This window comes from Aliiruegeria sabulilitoris, from assembly GCF_001558155.1.
In the GTDB taxonomy this organism is placed as follows: Bacteria; Pseudomonadota; Alphaproteobacteria; order Rhodobacterales; family Rhodobacteraceae; genus Tropicimonas; species Tropicimonas sabulilitoris.
The window spans coordinates 1-22,804 of sequence record NZ_LOAS01000035.1; the positions used below are offsets into that span (position 1 = coordinate 1).

Consider the following 22,804-nt stretch of genomic DNA (forward strand, 5'->3'; position numbering starts at 1 on the left):
CCTGCGCAAAAAGGATATCATGCCGCCGAGTTTTCACACAGCCTCGGCCCAGAGCAGACGTTCGCGCGACCGTACTTCGTTGGTCGGTTGCAAACAGATACGGACCTTCGCTGCACCTGAGAAATCTGCCAAGTCGTGTGACCTCAGGCCTGGAGATTGCCGGCGTTCCCTCGGCCATGCGTGTCATCTCTCGGAGCACATCATTCAGCCGTTACCCTTTATCCCTTGCCGGCCCGGTCTTAGGGGCGCGGTCTGTTGTCGAACCAAGGGGCTGCCCTGCACCCTGTTTCCGTGTTTCAGAAAACGAATTTCAAACCGGCATAGGGACCCTTGATTGTGAGGTCCGAAAGATCCGATGACGAGTCCAGATCCCACCGCAGATATCTGTGGCCGAAGGCGATATCGAGTTTCTCGAACCGGTAGCCCAGCCCAACGGCCGCCTGCCAGGTCAGGTCGCTGTCTCCGGTTCCGACATCGGCGCAGTAATCCGCGTACCAGTTTCCGGACAGGTTCGACTGGCCGCGCAGACCGATGACGCCGTCTGTGAGGCTCGGATCCGACTTGACCCGCCTATCCAGCCCGCCGAGTTCAAGCTTGGTATCGGTCTTGAATTTGAGGAACCGCACACCGCCCAAGACCGAGAGTTCGGTGTCGGGGTTGTCGAAGATCGAATAGCCGATGCCGGTCGTGGTGATGAAGCCCTTGACCTGCAGGTCGACATAGGTGTCGACCGTATCGCGCCCGATCGTGACACTGCCGTCCTTCTTGTCTCCGAGGTTCAGGTAGATCAGGTCCGAAAAGAGCGTCCACTTGCCGTTTCTGGCGGCCAAAGTCGCCATGCCGCCAGCGTTCAGGTTTTCGAGGATCGTGCCCAAGGAGAGTTCGAGGGCGTCTCCGTCTGACACTTCGCCGCCAAGACCAGCGCCCCAGAGATAGACCGCCGCATCGAATTCCCAGCCCGTTTCGGGAGGTGGAAATGTGCCATCGGCCCCAACATCCTGCGCATGCGCCGGTGCGTCGAGTCGAAGGGCCATGCATGTAATCGCAGCGCTCATCAGCAGGCGTTTCAAATGGGTCATCGCGGGTCTCATTTCCGGGGGGCTCGATCTGGCTCGGTAGCCATCGTAGAAACCCCGGTAACGCCCCGCCGGACATTTCGCGCCAGGCCGGTGGATCGCCTTGACCCCTTTTCACCGACCTCATGCAGAAGGCATTGGCGGAAGTCGAAACCAGATGGCGCATGATGACCGGAGCTGTTGTCCCGGAGCGGTATTCTGGGTGCGAGCCGTGAACGATGCCAAAGGAGTCCCTCCGTGTGTTCCCAGACAGCGCCAGTGACTGTGGAGGACGTTCGGAAGGTGATCGACACCATGATCCGCGACGGTGACGTCGCCCTGAACCGGGTGGCTGGCAGTCTCGGTATCAGCGTCCGCTCGCTGCAGCGCACACTGGCGGACATGGGGGTGACCTACACCGAATTGTTGGAACTGGCGCTTTTTGAGAGAGCCTGCCGTCAACTGGAGCGGACGGACCGTAAGATCGGCGAGATCTCCCGCCTTCTTGGATACCGGGACGCCAGCAACTTCAGCCGCGCGTTCCAGCGTTGGAGCGGTCAACCTCCGCGTGCCTGGCGCAAGATCCGGGCCGGAAGTTCATCGAGAAACCGAAGATGAAACCGGGTGCCGGCCCCGCATTTCGTGCTTCGCGAAAGCCGAACGCGTCGCCGCCTCCCGCCACTTCTGCACGGTGGCACGAGATGACCGGAAACGGGTTCGATTCGGCGCCACAACAGAATGTGCCAAAACAGGAGACCCCGATGAAGATCCCCCTCTATTCGCTCGCGCTTGGTGCAGGCCTGATTTCGGCGACTGTCATCGCACAGGCCGAAACGCCCACCTACAAGATGACAACCGACATTCCGGCGGCGATCACAACGCCGGGGTCTGTCGACACCAGCATCGGAACGCTGCGCTTCTTTGACGGCGTTCCGGACAGGCCCACGATCGAGACCGTCTATGACTACATGGACCGCGCCCGCGCCGTGCAGGCCTATGTTTCGACGGTACCGGGTGTGTCGCAATATGCCATGCGACAAGGCCAGCGCGACATCGGGGCCAGCAAGGTCAACCAGATCCTGATCTGGGACAGGTTGGCGGATTCAAAGTCGCTGTTTCTGACCGGTAACAGCTCGACAATCTACACCTGGACCTACACCAACCTTGCCGACGATGGCCCCACGGTGATCGAGTTGCCCAAGGGCATGCTGGGCGCGATTGACGACATGTGGTTCCGCTATGTCACCGATCTTGGCATTGCCGGGCCGGACAAGGGTGAGGGTGGCAAGTACCTGATCCTGCCTCCGGGCTATGATGGCGAGGTTCCCGAGGGATATTTCGTGGTCCGGCCCTCGACCTACGGCAACTGGATCTTCATGCGGGCCTATATCGGCGACGGCGTCGACAAGGCCGCCCAAGCCGTGAAGGACAATCTGCGGATCTATCCGCTGTCGATGGCCGACACCCCGCCCGAGGCGGAGTTCTTCTCGATGTCGGGGCGCGAAGGCTACAACGCCGTGCCACCGAACGACTACAGCTACTGGGAGATGCTGAACCAGCTGATCCAGGAAGAACCCATCGGCACACATGATCCCGAGACCCGCGGCCTGCTTGCCGCACTCGGCATCGCAAAGGGTCAGCCATTTGCCCCTGACGCCCGCATGAAAGCGATCCTGACCGACGCTGTGGCCATCGGCAACGCCTATGCCCGCGCCAATACAGTAGTGCCGAAAGATCCCGATCAGCGCATCTATGGACCGGACAGCGAATGGGTCATGGCCTTTGCCGAAAAGGACACGAGCTTCCTTGTCGATGGCGCGCGCCGCTACGACTCGCGCTTGTGGATGCACTACAACGCGGTCGTTGTGACACCGGCAATGGCCGTCACCGCACCCGGCAAGGGGTCGGACTACGGGATCGCCGGTTTGGCAAAAGGCGGGCAAGTGCTGGACGGGGCCAGGACGTACAGGCTGCACCTGCCACCCGATGTGCCGGTCAAGGACTTCTGGTCCGTCACGGCCTACGACCCGCAGACCCGGTCCATGCTGCAGACCGACCAGACCTTCCCCGCGCTCGACAGCTACAACGAGAACGTGCAGCAGAATGCCGACGGGTCCCACGACATCTATTTCGCGCCCGAAGCCCCCGAGGGGCACGAAGGCAACTGGATCCAGACGATCCCCGGCAAGAGCTGGTTCATCATCCTGCGCATGTATGGCCCGCTTGAACCCTGGCTGAACAAGACCTGGGTCCCCGGCGAGATCGAACTGGTCGAGTGAGCGGTCCTGGCACGGGCGGGGCAGCTGTCCCCGGCCGTGTTCATCCGACCCGTCGCGATCGCAATCCATCTCGCCTGCGACGCGATCTGGATGTCGACCGAGAGGCCCCTGCGAGGGTTCCCCCCAATGGAGAAAGAGCATGAAAACCCGAACACTCTTCAGTGCAACCACCGCAGGGCTTCTGGCCTCTCTGCTTGCAAGCCCGGCAATGGCTCAGCAGACGCAAGATTTCTTCGAAATGGCGGGGTCCGAGCCGCAATATGCCCCGGGCGACTTCCAACCGGCGCCCGAAAACATCCAGACCCGGTTCGGGCTGCTGGAGTTCCCCGGCGGCTTTCCGACCGAGGACACCGCGCAAAAGGTCTTTGACGAGCTTGACCTGCAACGCGCCACCCAGCTGTATCTCGACATGTACCCGGCGCTGTCCGCGCATGGCCTGATGAAGGGTTGGGTCCGCGACCTCGGGATGACGGATAGCGCGCATATCCGCGTGACCGCCGACCGGCTGGATTCAAGCGCCCTTGTTCTGACCGGCAATACCGAAAGCCTGTATGCCTTTGTCGTGTTCGACCTGAAACGGGACGGCCCGACCGTGTTCGAGGTGCCGCCGGGGGTCATGGGACCGCTTGACGATCACAACTTCCTGTTTGCCGCCGATATTGGCCCAACCGGAATGGACAAGGGTCAGGGCGGGAAATACCTCCTGCTGCCGCCGGGCCATGAAGGGGATGTTCCCGACGGCTATTTCGTCGTGCGATCCCCGACCTACATGAATTTCTCGTTTATCCGGGCGAATGCCGCCAAGGTCGGTTTTGGCGAGAAGGCCCTCGACTACTATCGCGACCACGCCAAGGTCTATCCTCTTGCGACCGGCCCGCGGCCGCCGGTTGTCGAAAACGCCACCAATGTCGCCTGGAACTCGATCGTTCCCGAGGACGCCTCGGCGTTTGAATGGATGCACGAGATCATCAACTACGAGCCGGCCGACGCCTTCGGTAGGGAGTTGCTGGGGCGGCTGGCATCGCTGGGCATCAAGCAGGGTCAACCCTTCGCCCCGGATGCGCGCATGCAGCGGCTCTTCGAGCAGGCAGCGCAGGAGGGCGTGGCCATGTCCCGCGTGATCGCCTTCGAAAGCCGCCAGCCGGACGCCGTGGTCTATCCCGGCCTGAGATGGGAAAGCCCGTTCATCGGCAACAGTTCGACCTTCGATCCGGACGGGTATTTCAACCTGGAGGCCCGGACCACGTTCCACTTCACGGCCGACGGGATCACGCCCGCGATGGCGATGCAGATGCCCGAAGGCACCGGATCGCGCTATCAGACGAGCTACAAGGATGGCAGCGGCGCCTATCTGGATGGTGCCAGGACCTACAAGCTGACGATGCCACCAAATGTGCCGGTGGCGCTGTTCTGGTCGGTCACGCTCTATGATCCCTGGACGCGCTCCGAGTTGCAGAGCCGGCCCTACCCGAGCATCAGCAGCCAGCAGACGCCCGCGCCGCAAGCCAATGCCGACGGGTCGGTGGACCTCTATTTCGCCGCCGAGAAACCTGCGGATATTCCAGAGCAGAACTGGGTTCCGACGCTGCCGGACCGGGGCTTCTTTGCCTATATCCGCTATTACGGCCCGCTTGCCGAATTCAACGAAAAGTCTTGGGTTCCCAACGACATAATGCTGATCGAATAGAGAAATTACGGATGCGGGCATGAGGTCCGCATCCGCAATCCCCTGCTTGCCAGAAAGGCACCGACATGACTCGCACTACGCTTTGCGCCCTTCTGCTCTTCACGGCACTTGTCCCGGCCAGCCATGCGGAACAATCCCTGTTTGCGCCGGAGATGCCGCAAACAGCGCAGGACTTCCAGTCCGCCCCGATGACCATCGACACCAGCTTCGGCACGTTGACCTTCTCCGGCGGCGGCTTCCCGACCGAGCAAACGGCGCAGGCCCTCTATGACGAACTGGACCTTCAGCGCGCCACGCAGGCCTATATGGACTTCCTGCCGGCGCTGTCGCTCTACAGCATCGTCAAATCCCAGGCCCGGGACCTCCGGTTCGAAACCGCGTCGGATATCGGCGTCATGGCCGAGTTCATGAACTCCAACCAGCCCTACCTGACCGGCAACAACTCGACCATCTACGCCTTTGCCTCGCTGGATCTCGGCATCGACGGCCCGACCATTGTCGAGATCCCGCCCGGCATGTACGGCACCGCGAATGATGCGGCTTTCCGGTACCTGACCGACTTTGGCGCCACCGGGCCGGACAAGGGGGAGGGCGGCAAATACCTGTTCCTGCCGCCGGGCCATGACGGCGATGTGCCCGACGGCTATATCGTGATGCGCTCCAACGGGCATCGCATCTGGGCGATGATGCGCGGTTTTGGCGAGGTCGGCACCGGCGATCAGGCCCTCGAATGGTTCAGGGACCGTCTCAAGGTCTATCCCCTGGGCAGCGACCGGCAGGGCAAATACGTCAACGCCAGTGTCGTGGGCATGAACCCGCTGCCGCCCGAGGATGGCTCGGCCTTCGTGATGCTCAACGAGATCATCCAGCATGAACCCTCCGAGCTGTTCGATGCCGAGCAGTTGGGGCGGTTGGCCAGTCTTGGCATCGAAAAGGGAAAGCCCTTCGCGCCAGACGCGCGGATGATGGCGATCTTCGATCAGGGCGCAAAACAGGGCACGGCCATGTCCCGGGCCATCGTCTATGCCTCGCGCGAGCCCGACATCCGCTACTGGCCGGACCGGCAGTGGGAAAAGATGTTCGTGCGCAATACCGAGTTCACCCGGGACAGCGGCGCCAATGACATCGATGCCCGCACGTTGTGGCATTACCAGGCCATCGTCGTGTCGCCCAACCTTCTGTCGACGACGCCGGGCGTCGGCACGGCCTATCTGACCGCCTTCCGCGATGCCAATGGCGGGTTCCTTGACGGGCGCAAGCCCTACCGGCTGCGCGTCCCGGCCAATGCGCCGGTGAAACGGTTCTGGGCCGTGACGGCCTATGATCCGGCAACCCGCGGCCTTCTGGCCTCTGACGGCCAGATCACGGTTGGCAGCCAGACCGACCCGGTGATCAACGCGGACGGATCGGTGGATCTCTATTTCGGGCAATCGGCGCCGGAAGGCTTCGAGGTGAACTGGATCAAGACGGACCCATCCAAGGGGTTCTTCACCGTGTTCCGGTTCTACGGCCCGCTCGAAGGGTACATCGAGAAATCCTGGGTTCTGAACGACTTCGAGTTGCTTGAATGACCCATGAACACGCCGTTGGGGCCGGTCGCATGCGCGCAACGAGCGCTGCGTCGTGACCCCGGATCCAAAAGACCTCGCCCCAAAAGCCCACAGGAGAGAGACCACATGACCATGACCATATCAAACCGTCTTGCTATCGCAGCGGGAGCCCTGGCCCTCGCCGCGACATCGGCCCTCGCCGAGAGCCCAACCTACGACAACACCACCGAGATTCCCGCCAATGTCGTCACGCCGGACCGCTCAGAGACGCGGATCGGGACGTTGGAATTCGTCGACGGCGTGCCGACACCGGAAACATCACAGGCGCTCTGGGATCACCTGGATTTCAGCCGCGCGGTCGAAGCGATGATCATGACCACGCCAGCCGCGTCGCTGGCCGGGTTCCGCAAGGGCATCCGCGAATTCGGTCCTGACAATGAGACGATGATGTACTGGCACGGTCGTCTTGATTCCAAGGGGCTCCTGCTGACCGGCAACACCACCGTGATCTATGGCTTCATGTGGATCGACCTGAAAGACGGGCCGATGATCATGGAAACGCCGCCGAACGTGCTTGGCATCATCGACAACGCCTGGTTCCACTACGTGACCGATTTCGGAAATGCCGGCCCCGACAGGGGCAAGGGCGGCAAGTACCTTCTGGTGCCCCCGGGATACGAGGGCAACCTGCCCGAAGGGTACATCGTGCGTCACTCCGACACCTACGGTAACTGGCTGGCGATCCGGGGCTTCATGACGGATTTCGAGCCCGATCCGGTTGTCGACAACATGAAAGCCCATTTCCGCCTCTACCCGATGGGAGATGAGCCCAAAGAAGTGAACTGGGTCGATGTGGCCCTCAAGGAGCTCAACACCCTGCATGCGCAGGATGCGAGTTTCTTCGAGGAGGTGAACGAGATCGTGCAGGAAGAGCCGAACGCGGCACAGAGCGCGGAAATGCTCGGCCTGCTGCGAGCCATCGGCATCGAAAAGGGCAAGCCCTTTGCGCCGGATGAGCGGATGCAGAAGATCCTTGCCGAAGCAGCCGCAGTCGGCACCGCGGCGCAGCGATCGATCATCTGGGCCAACCGCGACGAGAACCGCATCATCTGGCCCGACAGCAAGAGCTGGGAAAAGGGCTTTGCCGGGGGTAGCCACGAGTTCCTGAACGACAGCATCAGCCTGATCAACTCGCGCGCACGGTTCCACTTCTATGCCACCGGCATCACCCCGGCGATGGTGAAGCCTCCGGTCGGCGCCGGGTCGCAATACGTGATCGGCCTGCGCGATGCCGAAGGCAATCCGCTGGACGGGGCAAAGACCTATCGCGTGCATGTGCCCGCGAACGTCCCGGCGCGCCGGTTCTGGGACATCACGGTCTATGACAACCAGACCCGCTCCATGCTGCAGGTCGACAATCCCTACCCGGCGGTCACCAGCATCGACAAGGCCGTGGTGCAGAACGACGACGGCACCTGGGATGTCTATTTCGGCCCGGAACGCCCGGACGGCGCGGATAACTGGATCCAGACCATTCCCGGCAAGGGTTGGAACATGCTGTGGCGGATCTATGGCCCGGAACAGGCCTGGTACGACGGTGAATGGCGCCCCGGCGAAGTCGAGTTGGTCGAGTAGTCGAACGCACCACACGGGCCTGGCGCCGGATGGCTGATCCTGCGGCGCCGGGCCGAAACAATTTCCTCACTGGGAGCAAGAACCAATGAAATTGAAATCTCTATTGAAACTGACCGCGGCCGGCGTCCTGACGGCTGGGCTGGCGGCCCCGGTCCACGCGGCCGACCAGAGCATCTTCGAGCTGGGAGCTGCCGAAGCGGAACAGGGCGTGGATGGCTTCAAGCCCGCCCCGGCACGAATCGAAACCAGTTTTGGCACCCTGGACTTCGTCAACGGCGCCTATCCCACCCCGGAGACCGCGCAGAAGGTCTATGACGAGCTTGACCTGCAACGCGCGACGCAGCTCTACCTGGATCTGTTTCCGGCACTCTCGGTGCATGGAATCCTGAAGGCCCAGGTCCGCGATTTCGGCCATCGCAATTCGTCCGATATCTGCGTCACGCCGCAGAAGATGAATGCAAACCCGCTGTTCCTGACCGGAAACACCGACAGCATCTATGCCTGGATGACGCTTGATCTGAAGGCCGAGGGACCGACCGTCATGGAGATCCCGCCGAATGTCATGGGGCCGCTGGACGATGCCTATTTCCGGTTCGTGGTCGATTTCGGCGCCACCGGCCCGGACAAGGGCAAGGGCGGCAAATACCTGATCCTGCCGCCGGACTACGAGGGCGACGTGCCCGAGGGCTATTTCGTCGCGCGCTCGAAATCCTACCGCAACTGGGGACTGGTTCGGGCCAACACCGCCGTTATAGGAACCGGCGACGAGGCCATGCAGTACTACCGCGACAACCTCCGGATCTATCCGCTCGAGACCGGGCCGCGCGAGGGGCGCTATATCGACTGCGGCCACATGCCTGGCAATAGCCTGGTGCCTGAGGACGGGTCCGCGTTTCGCTGGCTGCACGAGATCGTGAGCTACGAGCCAGCCGACTTGTTCGACAAGGAGCAGCTCGGGCGGCTGGCCTCGCTCGGTATCGAAAAGGGCAAGCCGTTCAACCCTGACGCGCGTATGCAGGCCATTCTCGAGCAGGCCGCCAGGCAAGGCGTGGCGATGTCCCGCGTCATCACATTTGCCAGCCGCGATCCGGAAGAGAAACTCTATGAGGGCATGTCCTGGGGCACGCCTTTCATCGGCGGCAACGCGGAGTTCGAGAAGGACGGACACCGCAATCTCGATGCGCGCACGCTCTATCACTACAACGCGATCGTGGTCACGCCTGCCATGGCGGCGACGATGCCGGCTGGCAAGGGCTCCAAATACTCATCGACCTATGTTGACGGGAACGGCGCGTTCCTCGACGGCGGCAAGATCTACAAGCTGCGCGTGCCGCCCAATGTCCCGGTGCGCGAGTTCTGGTCGGTCACGGTCTATGATCCGGTGACCCGGTCTCAATTGCAGACCGCACAGCCACTGCCGAGCATCAGCAGTCAGGAGAACCCTCCGGCCAATGCAGACGGGTCCGTAGACATCTACTTTGCAGCCGAAAAACCGGACGGCGTTGCGGAACAGAACTGGATCCAGACCGCCGCCGGCAAGGGGTTCTTCCCATTCTACCGATTTTATGGCCCACTCGAAGCATTCAACGACCAGAGTTGGAAGCCCGTCGAGATCGAAGAGGTCAGGTAGGGCATCGCTTGCATCGGCAAGACGCTGCACAGGTGATCCCCGGCACCTTGAATGCGCCGGGGATCGGAATTCCAATCTCAAAAGGAGGACGAAATGGCTACTTTCAAGGAAATGATGGACGAACTCGCCCAGGCACGGGACGAACTGCTCCTGCAACTGCATCTGGGGAGCAAGGAGGCCGAGGACGAATGGAAAGAGCTCACGCAGGAATGGGACCGGTTCCTGACGAAGACCCAGTTCGACAAGAGCGCCGAAGAGGTGGGCGACGCGGCCCGGGATCTCGGCATCAAGATGAAGGCGGCATATGATCGGATGAAGAAGGCCAAAGGCTGAGCATAGCTGCCGGCTTGGCGGTCAGGGAGAGTAAGATGGAACCGGACGGGTTCTTCCAGCAAATCCTCCACTGGTTTTTCCTGCAGGACCGGGAGAGCCTGTATTGGGCACTCGGATGCCTGGCAGCGGCGTACCTGCTGCGCCAGCCGTTGGCCAGGCTATCGCTGATGGTCCTGGCACGAATCGTCAGGAGCCTTGGCGCGACCCTGACCGACGAGTTGCGCGCCGCCCTGATGCCTGCCACGAGCTTGATGTATGTGTCCGCCGGGTGGTTGATCGCCCTGAGCCTGCTGGTTCTGCCCCAAAGCCTGTCGGGCGTGCTCGAAAACATCGTCCTGTCGGTGATGGTCGCCGCGATCTTCTCGGCGCTCTACGAGTTGATCGTTCCGCTCGCCGATGCCCTGCACGACGAGAGGGTCGAGGGCGCGCGGAATCTCGGCGGCGACTGGTTCCTGAAGGCGGCGCAGGTCGTCGTCGTGGTGCTCGCGGTCGCCTCGGTCTTGGAGGTGTGGGGCATCAAGATCGGCTCCGCGATGACCGGGCTCGGGGTCTTCGGGGCCGCGATGGCCCTGGCCGCCCAGGATTTCGTTCGCAACATGATCGCCGGGATGAGCAACATGAGCGAAGGCCGCTTCAAACCCGGCGACTACATCCAGCTGGCAAGCGGCGAAGAAGGCACCGTGGAACGTATCGAGCTGCGTTCCACCCTGCTGCGCAAGCCGGATCAGGGCACGGCCTTCATTCCCAACAGTGACCTCGCAAATGGCAGGATCGTGAACCTGACCACGCGAAACCATCGGCGGATCAACTGCAATCTGCCTCTGCGCAATGACACAACGCGCCCTCAGATCGCCGCCATTCGCGACGGGATCGCGGCGTTCCTGGATCAGAGCGAAGACTTCATCGACAGCCCGGACTTTCCGACCCGGGTCCGGGCAACCACGGTCACGGACGAAGGGATCATCCTGTTGATCTCGGTTTTCACCCGAACCCGCGATTACACCGAGTTTCTGCCCGCGCAGGAGGCCCTGATGCTGGAGGTGGTGGACCTCGTAGAGGCCAGCGGTGCCCATTTCTCCCGGCCGCTGATGCAGCTCGTCCCTGACGGACCGACAGGGTCGGCTGTCTCGGCGCCCGCTGGCACGACATGACCGGACCAGACCGCGGAGACGTGCAAGACCTTCTGCAGTGAACATCCTGACAGGAGGCCCGCATGGCTTCGTTTCGACACGCAACCACGATAACGCTGGCGGCCGGCATCTGCCTGTCGCCCGGAAGCCTTCTGGCGCAGGACGACGCAGGCGCGAACCTGGCACAGGCCAACAACCCGCTGGCCGCGTTCAACACGTTGAACTTCCAGAACCAGTACAATGGCAGCCTGACCGGCCTCGACGACACAACCTCCAACAGCTTCTTCCTGCGAGGGGCCTTGCCGGTATCCGCCTTTGGAGGCGACTGGCTGGTGAGGGCGACCCTGCCGGTGAACAAGATCCCGGTGCCCGGCGAGTCCGTCACCGGCATCGGCGATTTCAACGTCTTCGCCGCCTACCTGATCGACACCGGCAACCCGACGCTCAGCTTCGGCATCGGTCCCCAGATCACAGCCCCCACCGCCGCCGAAGATGAAACCGGATCGGGCAAATGGTCCGCAGGGCTCGCCAACGTGTTGTTCAACTTCAAGAACCCGAATTTCCAGTGGGGCTATCTGCTGACCTGGCAGGCGAGTTTTGCCGGCGACGAGGACCGCGCCGATGTCAACAACGCCGCTTTCCAGCCGCTGGTCATCGCGCAGCTGGGCAAGGGCTGGTACGCGCGCTCGACGGCGATCTGGACCTACGATTTCGAGACCGACAATTACAACGTCCCGCTCGGCCTCGGCCTCGGCAAGGTCATCAAGACCGACCGCGCCATCGTGAACGTCTTTGTCGAACCGCAATACTCGGTCGCCTCGTCGGGAGACGGGTTGCCGGAATGGGGCGTGTTCGCAGGCGTCAATTTCCAGTTCCCAAAATAAGACAAGGGGACAACAGACGTACAAGATTCTCACCACAGCCCTGATGGCGTCCGCCTGCCTGGGCACCGCCGCCCTTGCCGAGGGCACACCAATAGCGTTCACGACCGAGAATCCGACCGAGATCACAATTCCGGACAGTGTCGAGACCCGGTTTGGAACGCTGACCTTCGAGGGCGGTTTTCCCACCGAAGACACCGCACAGAAGATCCATGATCTGATCGACTTCCAGCGCGCCGTCGAAGCGGTCCTGATGACACCCCCGGTCGCCCCCGCAGGAAAAGTAGCCAACGGGGTCCAGACGGTGCCCGAGATGGGCTGGCACATGCTGTTCCGCCTCTACGGCCCCGAGCAGGGCTGGTTCGACCGGACCTGGCGGTCCGGTGAAATCGAACTGGTCGAGTGATCCGGGGGCCTCAAGGAAACCGCATGGCAATGCCATTTTGACACGCGGCAGAACTCTCCGGCGCAGAGGCCTCGTATGCGTCGGAGAGTTTTCCTGATTTCAGCACAGCAAGCTGCGCAAAGATGTGATCTGCGCCGGTGTCACAACGCGATCGGGACGGATAACGACGTGCGTAGGGGATTACGTGCCCGCACGCTCGAAACCCGCGTCAGGCGGCCGATATCTTGCGCGATTTCATCCAACGACTGAGCCGCCCTTGCTGCCACAACACGATGCCGGACAGTCCCAGGAGGGGCACAACCCCGTAGAGTGTCACGGCCGTGAAGGCAGGATCAGCGGACCACGGCGCGTAAAGATATGTGCCGACGATCATCCCCCCGACAATGTGGATCCAGCGCAGGGTCTGTCTGAGTTTCATCGGTGTCATTGTCCGGTTCCTTATATATACGGCGCATATATATAGCGTATATATAAAGTTGCAAGCCGCCCCGAATGGCCATATCCCGAAGCGATGGGAAAGCAGCCGTACCACCACAGGAACCTGGCAAACGCGCTTGTTGAGCGCGCCATTGTGAAGCTTGACGCGCCCGGAGACGGAAACCTGTCGCTGCGCGCCATCGCAAAAGATGTCGGTGTTACGGCCATGGCTCCCTACAACCACTTCGATGGCAAGGAGGATTTCCTCGATGCGGTCGCGGCAGAAGGGTTCCGCATGTTGTCGCGGGATATCGAGGCCGTGCAGGGGATCTCGGAAACGCTGGAAGACGTGATTGCGGCGCACATCACCACCTATTTCGAGTTCTCGCGTAGGCATCCGGGCCTCTTTCGGTTGCTGTTTGAAACCGGGGTACGTGACGCCGGCAGCCGGGCGCGAAAGGTCAGCCGCACGATGTTTGACGGCCTTTGCCGGGCATTGACCGGAGCAAGTGGCGGTATGAACACAGACGACGCAACAAGCCTGGCCAACCTGGTCTTCGCGGCGGGCCACGGGATCACAGTCCTGTCCGACAGAAACCTGTTTCGATCTGTCGAGGAGGGCGCGGATTCCGTTGAACAGATGATCTCCCGTGCATCGCGCGCCCTTGCCGCCGAGTGGCAGGCGCCCAGCAGACAGGAACCTCAGACCGAACGGTCATCGGAGTGAGTTACAACAGTCTGCGTAATGGGCTTGCGGGAAGGGCGTTTCCCCACCTCATCCCCTTCCGCGCGACGCGGGATGGCGGGATCGAGCAGGTTTTCGTGTCTGGCGCGATCTGACCAAAACGCGACGCCGGGCAGTGATATCCAAGGGGAAGAACAGAGTCCCGGAAACCGCTGCGAAAGGTCGTGTCCATGCCCCACCTTCCTGCCACACGGGCGGCTCACGTCATCGGGTTCGTCGAACTCCTGCGCGAGATCGGGACACCGGTGGAACGCGAATTGACCCGCTCGAAGCTTCCCAGCCTGATCGAGGAGATCCCGGACGCCTGGATGTGCAGCGCCTTCGTGATGGATTTTGTCGGACGCTCCGCGCGCCAGGAGGGCATCGAGGATATCGGTTGGCTCGGTGTGAAGAATTTTCGATTGTCCCAGCTGGACCGTGGCCTGTTGGCCGCTCTGTCCGGAGCGTCCACCGTGCAGGGGCGACTCCGGCGGTTTTTCGAGTTGATGAAGCTGGAGGATAATAGCCTTTCGGGCGGTATCATTCCCGAGGGCGAGTCCATGCGGGTGTGGTTCAACTCCATCAGGATACCGGAAGGTGAGCCACTCGAAGTCTCCGAATGGTTTCAGGTCGGGATTCTGGTCGAGATCGTCCGCTCGGTTCTGGGGCCCGCCTGGTGCCCTGAGGAGATCGCGTTCCAGTCCGAGTTTCCAGTTTGCGACGACGCCCTTCAGGAGTTCGGCAATGCCCGCTTTCGCTTCGGCAGCGCCGCGACGTCGATCGTCCTGCCCCGTTTCCAACTGGCCATGAGCCCCCCCGCCGCAACAGCACAGAGGCCCGATGTGCCCGTTGCATTGCGCGCAGGCCCGGGCACGGAGGATATCTCGATCCAGATCCGAAAACTGATCTCGGCCTATTGGGGCGACGCCGTTCCCACGGTCGAGCTTGCCGCCGACATGGCGGGCACGAGCGTGCGGACCCTGCAACGCCGCCTCGACCACGAGGGGGCCACGTTCTCGGACATCCTGCAGGCATCCCGCTTCGAGCGCGCGCAGCAGATGCTGGCCGACCCCAAGGCGCGCATCGTCGATATCGCCTTTGCCCTCGGCTACGAGGACAGCTCCAATTTCGCGCGGGCTTTCCGTCGGGTGACAGGCGTTTCGCCGCGCGGATTTCGACAGGCCGTCAGCGACGGGGTCATCGCGGCCGAATAGGCGGGGACAGTGCGCTCGGCGTGCGCAACCTGGCGCGAGATGACCGGAATGTGCCGCTCTGCGCAGGCAGGATGACCGAGAATGCGTCCACGCGGTTTCGCGGCTGGGCGTCGGTTGGAAACAGGAAATGCCCCATGAGCGATGCGCCCGAAATCAGAAAAACTCCGGCCATACCGGGCTGGTTCATGGGGATCGTGACCTTGCCGATCCTGCTCGGCCTGATCTGGTTCGGACGGGACTTCCTGATCCCGCTGGTGATCGCCGCCTTGCTGATCATCCTGATCTCGGCGCTGACAGAGCGGATCGACTCCGCAACCCTCTTCGGGTGGAACCCGCCTCGCTGGCTTGCCTACGTGGCCAGCGTTGTGCCCGTCGTCGCGGTTTCGCTGGTGATCGGTGCGGCGGTTTCGAACCAATCCGCCGAAATCGCGGCTGCAGCTCCCCGCTATGCCGAGCGGGCCAGCGCATTGGCCGTGCAGATGCAGGCCCTGTTCGGGGCAGAGATCATGCAGGCGCTCCAGGATGCGGTGACGAAAATCGACCTTGGCGCAATCATCTCCGAGGCGCTCGACACCGCCAGCGGCCTGGTCGGGACCATCGGGCTGGTGCTGCTCTACGTGGCCTTCATGCTCTCGGAACGTCGCGTGTTCTGGAACAAGCTGCCCAAGGCCTTCGACGACGACGCCGAGGCGGCACAATTCGCGCGCGTGGCGCGCCGGATCTCCGGGGGTGTGCAGCAATACATGTGGATCAACACGCTCACCAGCGCGATGAGCGCCATCGTGGCCTATGCCGTGCTGAAACTGGTGGGCGTGGATTTTGCCATCACCCTGGCGCTGATGGTGTTCCTGCTGAACTTCATCCCCAATATCGGGTCGATCCTGGCAACCGCGATCCCGACACTGCTGGCGCTGATCCAGTTCGACACGCTGATGCCGGCACTGATGGTCCTGGTTTTCTACGGCGGCTCGGACGCGATCATCGGAAACGTGGTTCAACCCGCATTGCAGGGTAAATCGCTCAACATGAGCACCTTCATGGTGATGGTTGCGCTGACGTTCTGGGGCACGATGTGGGGCGCCGTCGGCGCCTTCATGGCGGTGCCGATGATGGTGGTCACGATGATCATCTGTGCCGAAATCCCCGCCCTGCGTCCCTTCGCGGTGCTGCTGTCCGGGGACGGAGAGCTTGAAACACCCGAGACAGAATTGGCCGCGGCTCGAGCCTCCGATCGATAGCGGTCGGACAAGGGCGGGGGGGCAATGTCCGGACGACACACAGGCGGGCTGACGCGATCGGGGTCCTCACCGATGCCTCGCCGCGTTCGCACGCCCTCGGCATCCTCTGCCTTGCGCCGCTTTCTCATCCGCGCCGGCCCGGCACGCACCCCACCCGTCGATACAGGGACCTGTAACATGCCTCAAAGAACTGCCGCCCATATCCGCATTGCTGCCATCGGCAAGTGTCTGGCAGCACTCTGCTTGCTGGCCCTCTCCCTCACGGACGCCGCCGCACAGGAGGCACCGGGCGCAGGCCCAGAGACGGATACTGCCCAGATGCAGGACATCACCGCGACCGCGTTGCGCACGGAGAGCGCCTTCCAGACGCTTTTCAGCTTGGACCGGCTAACGAAGGACCTCGAAGACGCGCTGCTGTCCTATGAGCGCGACCGCACGGCCCGTCGGTTGAACCGCGTCGTCCTGTTGCTGGAAGACATGACCTCGCTGCTCGATCTCTCGCAGCTGCCGGACGCGACTCGGCGCGATGTCGGTTTCGAGACGCTCGGCCATGTGCTCGACATCCTTGGCCGTGTCGACCCGATCGACATCGAGACCGTCCCGGACGACCCGACCAGCGGTCTGACATATCGCATTCCCGGAACCCCCTTGCTCCTCTCCCGGGTCAAGGAGGGCAACCGCGCCGGCGAGGTCCTGTTCGACCCGCAGACGGTGATCCGGTCGCCGCGCTTCGCCGCTGCGATCGCCGATGCCCCGCTCCGCTCCGATCTGGAGATCGAGACGTGGAGCGCGTTGTTTGGAGGACTCTCCGGCCCTCTCATCCCCAGGGCGCTGGCGGATGCGGTGCCGGACCGTCTGCAAGGACGCTTTCTCGACACACCTCTATGGAAGGTGATCGTGTTTGTCCTGACGACTGGCTTTGCGCTGCTTGCGTTTATGGCGTTTCGGAAGGTCCTACACTGGCACAAAATCCACAACCCGCTGCTGCGTCCGGTGGTGATGATCCTCGGTCCCGTCGCCTTCATCGCCGTGATCCGGTTCCTGCACTGGTTCGCGCTGGAGCAACTCAACACCACCGGCCAGCTCGCGCGCGTGATCGCCAACGGAGCGACCGTCCTGATCTATCTGGCGGCAACCATCATCATCTGGCAGGTCGTCCGCTTCGGGTTCGAGCTGATGATCTCGAGGCTCGACCGCGCTGACGAGGACCTGGACGCCAACATGATACGGCTGATCGGCCAGATGGTGGCTGTGGTCGTCGCGGTGATCGTCCTTGCCTATGGCGGCCAGGCCATCGGCTTGCCGGTCTTCAGCATCCTGGCCGGCCTCGGCATCGGCGGTATCGCCATTGCGCTAGCGATCCGACCGACTCTGGAAAACCTGATCGGCGGCTTCATCCTCTATATCGACAAGCCGATCCGCGTTGGCGATTTCTGCACCTTCAGCGACCAGGGCGGCACGATCGAGAGCATCGGCGTTCGTTCCACCCAGATTCGGGCGCTGGATCGCACGCTGATCACGGTGCCCAACGCGCAGTTCGCCGACATGCAGCTGATCAACTGGGCGCGTTGTGACATGATGATGATCACCCACACGCTGGGCCTGCGCTACGAGACCGATCCCGACCAGCTGCGCCACGTGCTGGCCAAGCTGCGCGAGATGATGCATGGCCATCCGCGGATCGACAGCGATACCGTGCGGGTGCGGTTCGCCGGCTACGGGGCCTCCTCGCTCGACATTGCGATCCGCGTCTATGCCACGACCCGGGAGTGGAACGAGTTCCATGCGATCCGCGAAGACGTATTCCTGCGTGTCTATGATGTCGTTCGTCAGTCCGGCACTGGCTTCGCCTTCCCGTCCCAGACGCTCTACATGGCGCGTGACGACGGGCTCGACGCCGATCTGGCAGAGGCGGCGAAGTCCGAGGTGGCCGGGTGGCGGCGCAACAGGTCACTTCCCTTCCCCCGGTTCTCCGCCGAGAAACTGAACCGCCTCGACGGGCGCCTGCACTATCCAGGCCCCGGCTCGCCCGATTTCAACGCCACGGAGGAAGAGCTGTCGCAAGGCGGAGAGAGCCTCTCGGCCGCCCCTCTCTCGGAGGACAACGGCGCGACAGGCAGCGCGACCGAAACGCGGAAGGGCGGTTGAGCAACCGATTGCCAAAGATGGCCACGGAGAGGAACACTCGCAGTGTTATCCCGCCGTCGCAGCGCCAACCTGGCTCAGAGCGGAGTGATCTTTCCGGTGTCGAGACCGCGGCGATAGCGTCCCGGACTGATGCCGGCGACCCGCCGGAAACTGCGCCCGAAATTCGACTGATCCTCGAAACCGACCGCCTGGGCGATATCGAGCAGTCGCAGTTCGGGATCCTGCAACATTTCCGCCGCCATTTCGAAGCGCACGGTTTCGATCAGTCCCGAATAGCTGACACCCTTGGCCTGCAACCGCCGCTGCAGGCTCCGGCGGCTGGTTCCGATCAGGTCGGCCGCCTTGTCGATCGGCATCGTGGCCTCCCGCAGATACGGCCGGAGCAGGCGACGCAGAAGGTCGAGGCCGTCTATCGGCGCATCGAGACTTTCCGGGCGCTCGGCTGTCTGCGAACCGGCACAGTCCGTGATGGAGAGATGCTCGGTCGGAAATATGATCGAGGTGTGCGTTGCACCGGTCTCGAACCGCGTGTTCGGGAAGGCCGCGCGCGCGGCGTCGGCAATCCGGACTTCGGTGGTAAAGGTGATCCGCTCAGGGCACCAGGTTGGACCGGCAACACTGCGCAGGATCTCGACAAGACAGGCAACTTGAACCCAGTCCGAAATATCGCGCCCCTGGATGTCGTCCGGCAGATCCATGTCGCCGATCACCTGGGTGGAACCGTTGACCCGCCCGAACCCGGTGCGGAAATGGGAATCCTCCAACTTGGTCAGCGCAAAGAATTTCTCCAGCCGCCGCTTCACGGTGGTCTCGTTCTGCAGGCCCGCGACCAGTTCGGCACTCATCTGCGAACTGGCAAAACCACTCGCGGCCAACCAGCCGAGATCATCGATCCCCTCTGCCACGGCGCACCGCGCCGTGAACTCGGTCGCGAATATGTTGTTGACCAGTTCGTCTGGCATTTCCTCGATCAACACAGGCAGGTTCGACCTGGCCAACGCCCGTTCGACCGGGGTGCCAATCTTCCGCAGGATGTCACAAAAGCTGATGACATGCGCGGCGCGCGTCGTCGGAATGTCCTGCACTCATCCCTCCCCTGACAAGACGCGGTCCGTCTGAGTGGGATTATATCGCAAAACCACCGTGTCACGTAAGAGCCCGTCTTCGCGTCTTGGTAGCGGGTGATATTGGCAAGACTTCATCGCCCATCGTTTCCGACGGAGGACGCATCAGTCGTGCTACGGCCATTCTTCATTGGGTGGCGTTTGGGCTGTTTTTTTGAAGCGCAGCTTACGGAATGTCGCAAGTGACAAAGGTCTGCTTTCACCTTGTTGGAGTGATATCGTAGTAAACGGCGAACGGCTGCCTTCCACCCATCGTGTCGTTCATGCAGGTGCCAGCCTGGATGCTTGGCCGAAAGGCCGCTTCTGCAGAGACCCAGAGTTACCTTTGCACCCGCGGCGAATGACCAGAATCCGCCCTCCCTGCCGATTTCTGCACCCGCGAGATTGGGACTGCTTGGCGACATGGCACAACGTCGCGACCGGCCCACAGCCGCCGTTCATCGCCATGGATTGGCTCGCATTACGGGTACGTCAAAGCGGTCTTGCGTCGATCATGCAGCATGATCGTCCTTCTCATTTCTGTGTCAGGGAGGTACTCGAATGCTAAAGAGCCATTCCAGAAATCGCTCACAGAAATCACGACCGCTTCCATGTGCAAAGTGAGGAACCGCCGTGTGGACGAGCAAACCGGAATCGTCGATTGCAGATCGTGCTCGTCAACGGAGGCGGTTTCACCGGTGATTTTGCTGCACCGAAAAAGGGTCCATCCATCGAAACCTTGGAGATGATTTGGAACCATCCAAGTCGAAGAGGCTTGGCGCTGCGGACCCCGACATGTTGTGTTGCAGAGCAAGAGGTGTTTTTCATGGTATTGGCCGGATCGGCATGACGCCACAAATTCAGCGGAGAAGAATTACGCCATGATTTCGTTGGAACCTGCAGCAATCCGGAGCGGTTCTGAGCCCGTGCGACGTGGGGCCGGACTGTTGCTTTCCCTTCTGTTTGCAAGTTTCGGGATAGCAACTCCGTTGGCTGCGCAAGTCGATCCCTCTGGTATGCTCGCCGAAAACCTTAAGGTGACCGGCAAAGGATGGGGCCAACTGACCGACCTGCAAGAGATGGGACAGTTCCTTCTCGGCCTGATCGAGGTAACTGCAATGACCGCAGTGATTGCCTACCATCCGGCTACCCGCACGGACCGACGAAAACTGGCCGAGTACCAGGTTCCGGGCACATTGTTCGTCTACGCATTGATCGGCATGGTGGTCGGCTTCCTGGTCATGAACCACGGCGCGATCATCGGTTTCGTGATTTTCGGCATTGGCGGGTTGCTGCGCTTTCGCACCGATGTGGACAAGATGTCGGACACAATGCGCCTGATCCTTGTGACGCTGGTCGGGCTCTGCGTTGGACTCGATCTGCCCGTCATGGCGCTGATCACTACGGCAAGCGCCTGGGCGATCGTGTATGTGTTCGGTGCCTCGCCGCATCATGTCGTCGAGGTGAAATTCGCCGACAAGCATGGCACACCGCAGGCGCGGGAGGATCTGGAAACCGGTCTGAAATCTGCCGGGTTCTCAATTGCCGGACTAAGCAAGGCAAAGGCCAAGCACACCTTCTCCTTCACGGTCGTCGGTGGCCGGAGCGGAACTCGCGACACCCTTGTTCAGGCGATGATGGAACTCGACGCCGCGAACCCGGAGCTCATGTCCGATTGGCACCTTGCATGACCTCACCTTCGCGATGATTTCTCGGGTTCTGAAAGCTGGCTTGGGCGTGCTTGCCCTGACAGGTCCGGCAATGGCCGATTGTGGTCATCCCTCCGTCAGGTTTCTGAAAAGCGATCGGATTGCTGACAAGGCGTTGGGATTTTCCGAACCGTCCGGGCTTTCGTTGACCGAGGAGGCCGGTGGATTTCTGAGCGTCAGCGACGACATGCCGGCGCTGTTCATGCTCGATAACGATGGCCGGCATCAAACACCGCCCGATGCGATTTTCAACGTCGAAGACCTTGAAGGGATCGTGTTTGACCCCGTCGGAAACCGTATCCTCGCCGTGAGCGAGAGCGCTGCCGGTGTCCTGGTGATAGACCGCCAATCAGGCGAGTCTGAGTTGGTCCTGCTGGCGGATATGAAAGGCTACAAACCCGTCAGGAAAGCCTTCAAGACCTCCGATCCCAATGACGGTCTCGAAGGGGTTGCCATCGACCCGGAGCGTGGCCGGGTCTACCTGCTCAAGGAAAAACGCCCAAGGCTCCTTCTGGAGCTGTCGATGGATCTTTCCGAGATCCTGCGCGTGAGGGAACTGGCGCCCGCGCTCGGCTTCATCGATGACGACCAGTCGGACCGTCATCTCGACGTGTCCGGCCTGAGCCTTGATGCGCCGACCGGATGCCTCTGGATCGTCAGCGACCGGGCCGAACGGCTGTTTCTGTTTGACCCGGAAGGGAAAAGCCCGACTCGCAGCTATTCGCTAGGCTGGCTCGACGGACAAAAACCGCGCGAGCTTCCCCATGCCGAAGGTGTCGCCCATGATGCGCGCACCGAGCGCCTCTACATCGTGAACGATAATGGCAAGGCATCGCGCCTGTTCACCTTCGAAATCCTGCGGGACGGCGGCGGACAGTAGCAATTCCCTACTCGCACTGCCGAAAACATCTGGACCGATACCAATTCGTGGCTACCCTGACCCGAACGCGTCGAACCAAACGAACAGGATCACCATGATGTCAGCCCGCTCCCGCGTCGTCCGCAATTGCGTCTCCTTGCTCGCGACCCTTGTCGTGGCCACGTTCGCGGCTTCGACGACAGACGCGTCGGACTACACCGCGCGTAATGGCGGCCCGAGCAGCAAGCAGATGCTCGCCCGCTCCAGCGGTCCGGCCGACGGGCTGGCCTTTTTCCGTCCGGTGTTGTCCGGGGTGCTGTACCGCTCCGGCTTTCACGGGGGAGACAAGGGCCGCACCGGCCTGAGTACGGCCCAACGGGAGGAACTGTGCAAGGCCGGGTTCTCCGGCGCGCGCTATATCGATTTTGGCAAGAACACCAAGTACGGCACGACCCAGTGCGGCGGCCAGAGCCTCGACTACCAGGGTGGACGCTCGACGAGCACCGCCGACATCATGCGCCAGGTCCATGCAACGATCAAAAACCCCGGAGCCGGTCCGGTGCTGGTACATTGCATGTGGGGCGTTCATTCCTCCGGCGCGGTGTCGGCCATGGCGTTGGTCCAGTTCTGCGGCTGGAGCGAGGAACGGGCCAAGAAATACTGGGACGACGCACGTAACGGTGCGGATTGCTCCGGTGGTTGCTCCACCTGGATCGACAAGCATTTTGCCAAGTTCAAGGTCGACCCTTCCCTGAAGATTTCCAGCGCCGAACAGGCCGCGATCTGCCCGAAATAGGAGGTTGGAA

At 62.0% G+C, this 22,804-nt stretch carries 20 protein-coding genes; 17 read left to right on the forward strand and 3 right to left on the reverse strand.

Going from position 1 to position 22,804, the window contains the following annotated elements; translation table 11 throughout:
- Positions 1 to 296 precede the first annotated feature (296 nt).
- On the reverse strand, positions 297 to 1,079 hold the full coding sequence (locus tag AX756_RS21910; protein ID WP_068317144.1) for a hypothetical protein: 783 nt from the start codon (positions 1,077 to 1,079) through the stop codon (positions 297 to 299).
- A 279-nt stretch (positions 1,080 to 1,358) separates the two neighbouring features.
- Between AX756_RS21910 and AX756_RS21915 the strand changes: the two genes are divergently transcribed.
- From AX756_RS21915 to AX756_RS21960, 10 genes are all read left to right on the forward strand, one after another.
- A complete protein-coding gene (locus tag AX756_RS21915) occupies positions 1,359 to 1,673 on the forward strand; it encodes a helix-turn-helix transcriptional regulator (protein ID WP_068317146.1) in 315 nt (104 codons plus the stop codon).
- Positions 1,674 to 1,816: 143 nt separating this feature from the next.
- Positions 1,817 to 3,334: a DUF1254 domain-containing protein gene (locus AX756_RS21920; RefSeq protein WP_068317149.1), complete on the forward strand. Its 1,518-nt coding sequence runs from the start codon at positions 1,817 to 1,819 to the stop codon at positions 3,332 to 3,334.
- A gap of 139 nt (positions 3,335 to 3,473) precedes the next feature.
- Entirely contained in the window at positions 3,474 to 5,021 is a 1,548-nt protein-coding gene (locus AX756_RS21925; protein WP_068317152.1) for a DUF1254 domain-containing protein, read from the forward strand.
- A 65-nt stretch (positions 5,022 to 5,086) separates the two neighbouring features.
- The gene (locus AX756_RS21930; protein WP_068317155.1) at positions 5,087 to 6,592 is read left to right on the forward strand and encodes a DUF1254 domain-containing protein; all 1,506 of its coding nucleotides are present in this window, start codon (positions 5,087 to 5,089) and stop codon (positions 6,590 to 6,592) included.
- A gap of 105 nt (positions 6,593 to 6,697) precedes the next feature.
- A complete protein-coding gene (locus AX756_RS21935; RefSeq protein WP_082739276.1) occupies positions 6,698 to 8,206 on the forward strand; it encodes a DUF1254 domain-containing protein in 1,509 nt (502 codons plus the stop codon).
- 85 nt (positions 8,207 to 8,291) lie between these two features.
- On the forward strand, positions 8,292 to 9,836 hold the full coding sequence (locus tag AX756_RS21940; RefSeq protein ID WP_068317158.1) for a DUF1254 domain-containing protein: 1,545 nt from the start codon (positions 8,292 to 8,294) through the stop codon (positions 9,834 to 9,836).
- Positions 9,837 to 9,929: 93 nt separating this feature from the next.
- Entirely contained in the window at positions 9,930 to 10,169 is a 240-nt protein-coding gene (locus AX756_RS21945) for a hypothetical protein (protein ID WP_068317161.1), read from the forward strand.
- Positions 10,170 to 10,204: 35 nt separating this feature from the next.
- Entirely contained in the window at positions 10,205 to 11,320 is a 1,116-nt protein-coding gene (locus AX756_RS21950; RefSeq protein WP_068317164.1) for a mechanosensitive ion channel family protein, read from the forward strand.
- Between the two features lie 62 nt (positions 11,321 to 11,382).
- Complete coding sequence (locus tag AX756_RS21955) at positions 11,383 to 12,183, forward strand: hypothetical protein (protein ID WP_068317166.1); 801 nt, start codon at positions 11,383 to 11,385, stop codon at positions 12,181 to 12,183.
- 43 nt (positions 12,184 to 12,226) lie between these two features.
- Positions 12,227 to 12,586, forward strand: a complete 360-nt coding sequence (locus tag AX756_RS21960) for a hypothetical protein (RefSeq protein ID WP_068317168.1) — start codon at positions 12,227 to 12,229, stop codon at positions 12,584 to 12,586.
- A 208-nt stretch (positions 12,587 to 12,794) separates the two neighbouring features.
- Here AX756_RS21960 and AX756_RS21965 read toward each other — a convergent pair whose 3' ends face one another.
- Complete coding sequence (locus AX756_RS21965; protein ID WP_068317171.1) at positions 12,795 to 13,013, reverse strand: hypothetical protein; 219 nt, start codon at positions 13,011 to 13,013, stop codon at positions 12,795 to 12,797.
- An 84-nt stretch (positions 13,014 to 13,097) separates the two neighbouring features.
- Between AX756_RS21965 and AX756_RS21970 the strand changes: the two genes are divergently transcribed.
- From AX756_RS21970 to AX756_RS21985, 4 genes are all read left to right on the forward strand, one after another.
- The gene (locus AX756_RS21970) at positions 13,098 to 13,730 is read left to right on the forward strand and encodes a TetR/AcrR family transcriptional regulator (protein WP_068317173.1); all 633 of its coding nucleotides are present in this window, start codon (positions 13,098 to 13,100) and stop codon (positions 13,728 to 13,730) included.
- A gap of 188 nt (positions 13,731 to 13,918) precedes the next feature.
- A complete protein-coding gene (locus tag AX756_RS21975) occupies positions 13,919 to 14,941 on the forward strand; it encodes a helix-turn-helix domain-containing protein (protein WP_068317176.1) in 1,023 nt (340 codons plus the stop codon).
- Positions 14,942 to 15,075: 134 nt separating this feature from the next.
- Complete coding sequence (locus AX756_RS21980) at positions 15,076 to 16,179, forward strand: AI-2E family transporter (RefSeq protein ID WP_068317179.1); 1,104 nt, start codon at positions 15,076 to 15,078, stop codon at positions 16,177 to 16,179.
- Between the two features lie 177 nt (positions 16,180 to 16,356).
- Entirely contained in the window at positions 16,357 to 18,327 is a 1,971-nt protein-coding gene (locus AX756_RS21985) for a mechanosensitive ion channel family protein (RefSeq protein WP_163887257.1), read from the forward strand.
- A gap of 74 nt (positions 18,328 to 18,401) precedes the next feature.
- Here the strand turns inward: AX756_RS21985 and AX756_RS21990 are convergent, their stop codons facing one another.
- The gene (locus tag AX756_RS21990) at positions 18,402 to 19,412 is read right to left on the reverse strand and encodes a helix-turn-helix transcriptional regulator (RefSeq protein ID WP_068317183.1); all 1,011 of its coding nucleotides are present in this window, start codon (positions 19,410 to 19,412) and stop codon (positions 18,402 to 18,404) included.
- 1,007 nt (positions 19,413 to 20,419) lie between these two features.
- Here AX756_RS21990 and AX756_RS21995 point away from each other — a divergent pair.
- From AX756_RS21995 to AX756_RS22005, 3 genes are all read left to right on the forward strand, one after another.
- Positions 20,420 to 21,121 (forward strand): hypothetical protein, encoded by a 702-nt coding sequence (locus AX756_RS21995; protein WP_156461616.1) that lies wholly within the window; start codon positions 20,420 to 20,422, stop codon positions 21,119 to 21,121.
- A 133-nt stretch (positions 21,122 to 21,254) separates the two neighbouring features.
- Positions 21,255 to 22,019 (forward strand): SdiA-regulated domain-containing protein, encoded by a 765-nt coding sequence (locus AX756_RS22000; RefSeq protein ID WP_163887261.1) that lies wholly within the window; start codon positions 21,255 to 21,257, stop codon positions 22,017 to 22,019.
- A gap of 97 nt (positions 22,020 to 22,116) precedes the next feature.
- Positions 22,117 to 22,794, forward strand: a complete 678-nt coding sequence (locus AX756_RS22005) for a protein-tyrosine phosphatase family protein (RefSeq protein WP_156461617.1) — start codon at positions 22,117 to 22,119, stop codon at positions 22,792 to 22,794.
- Positions 22,795 to 22,804: the final 10 nt, after the last annotated feature.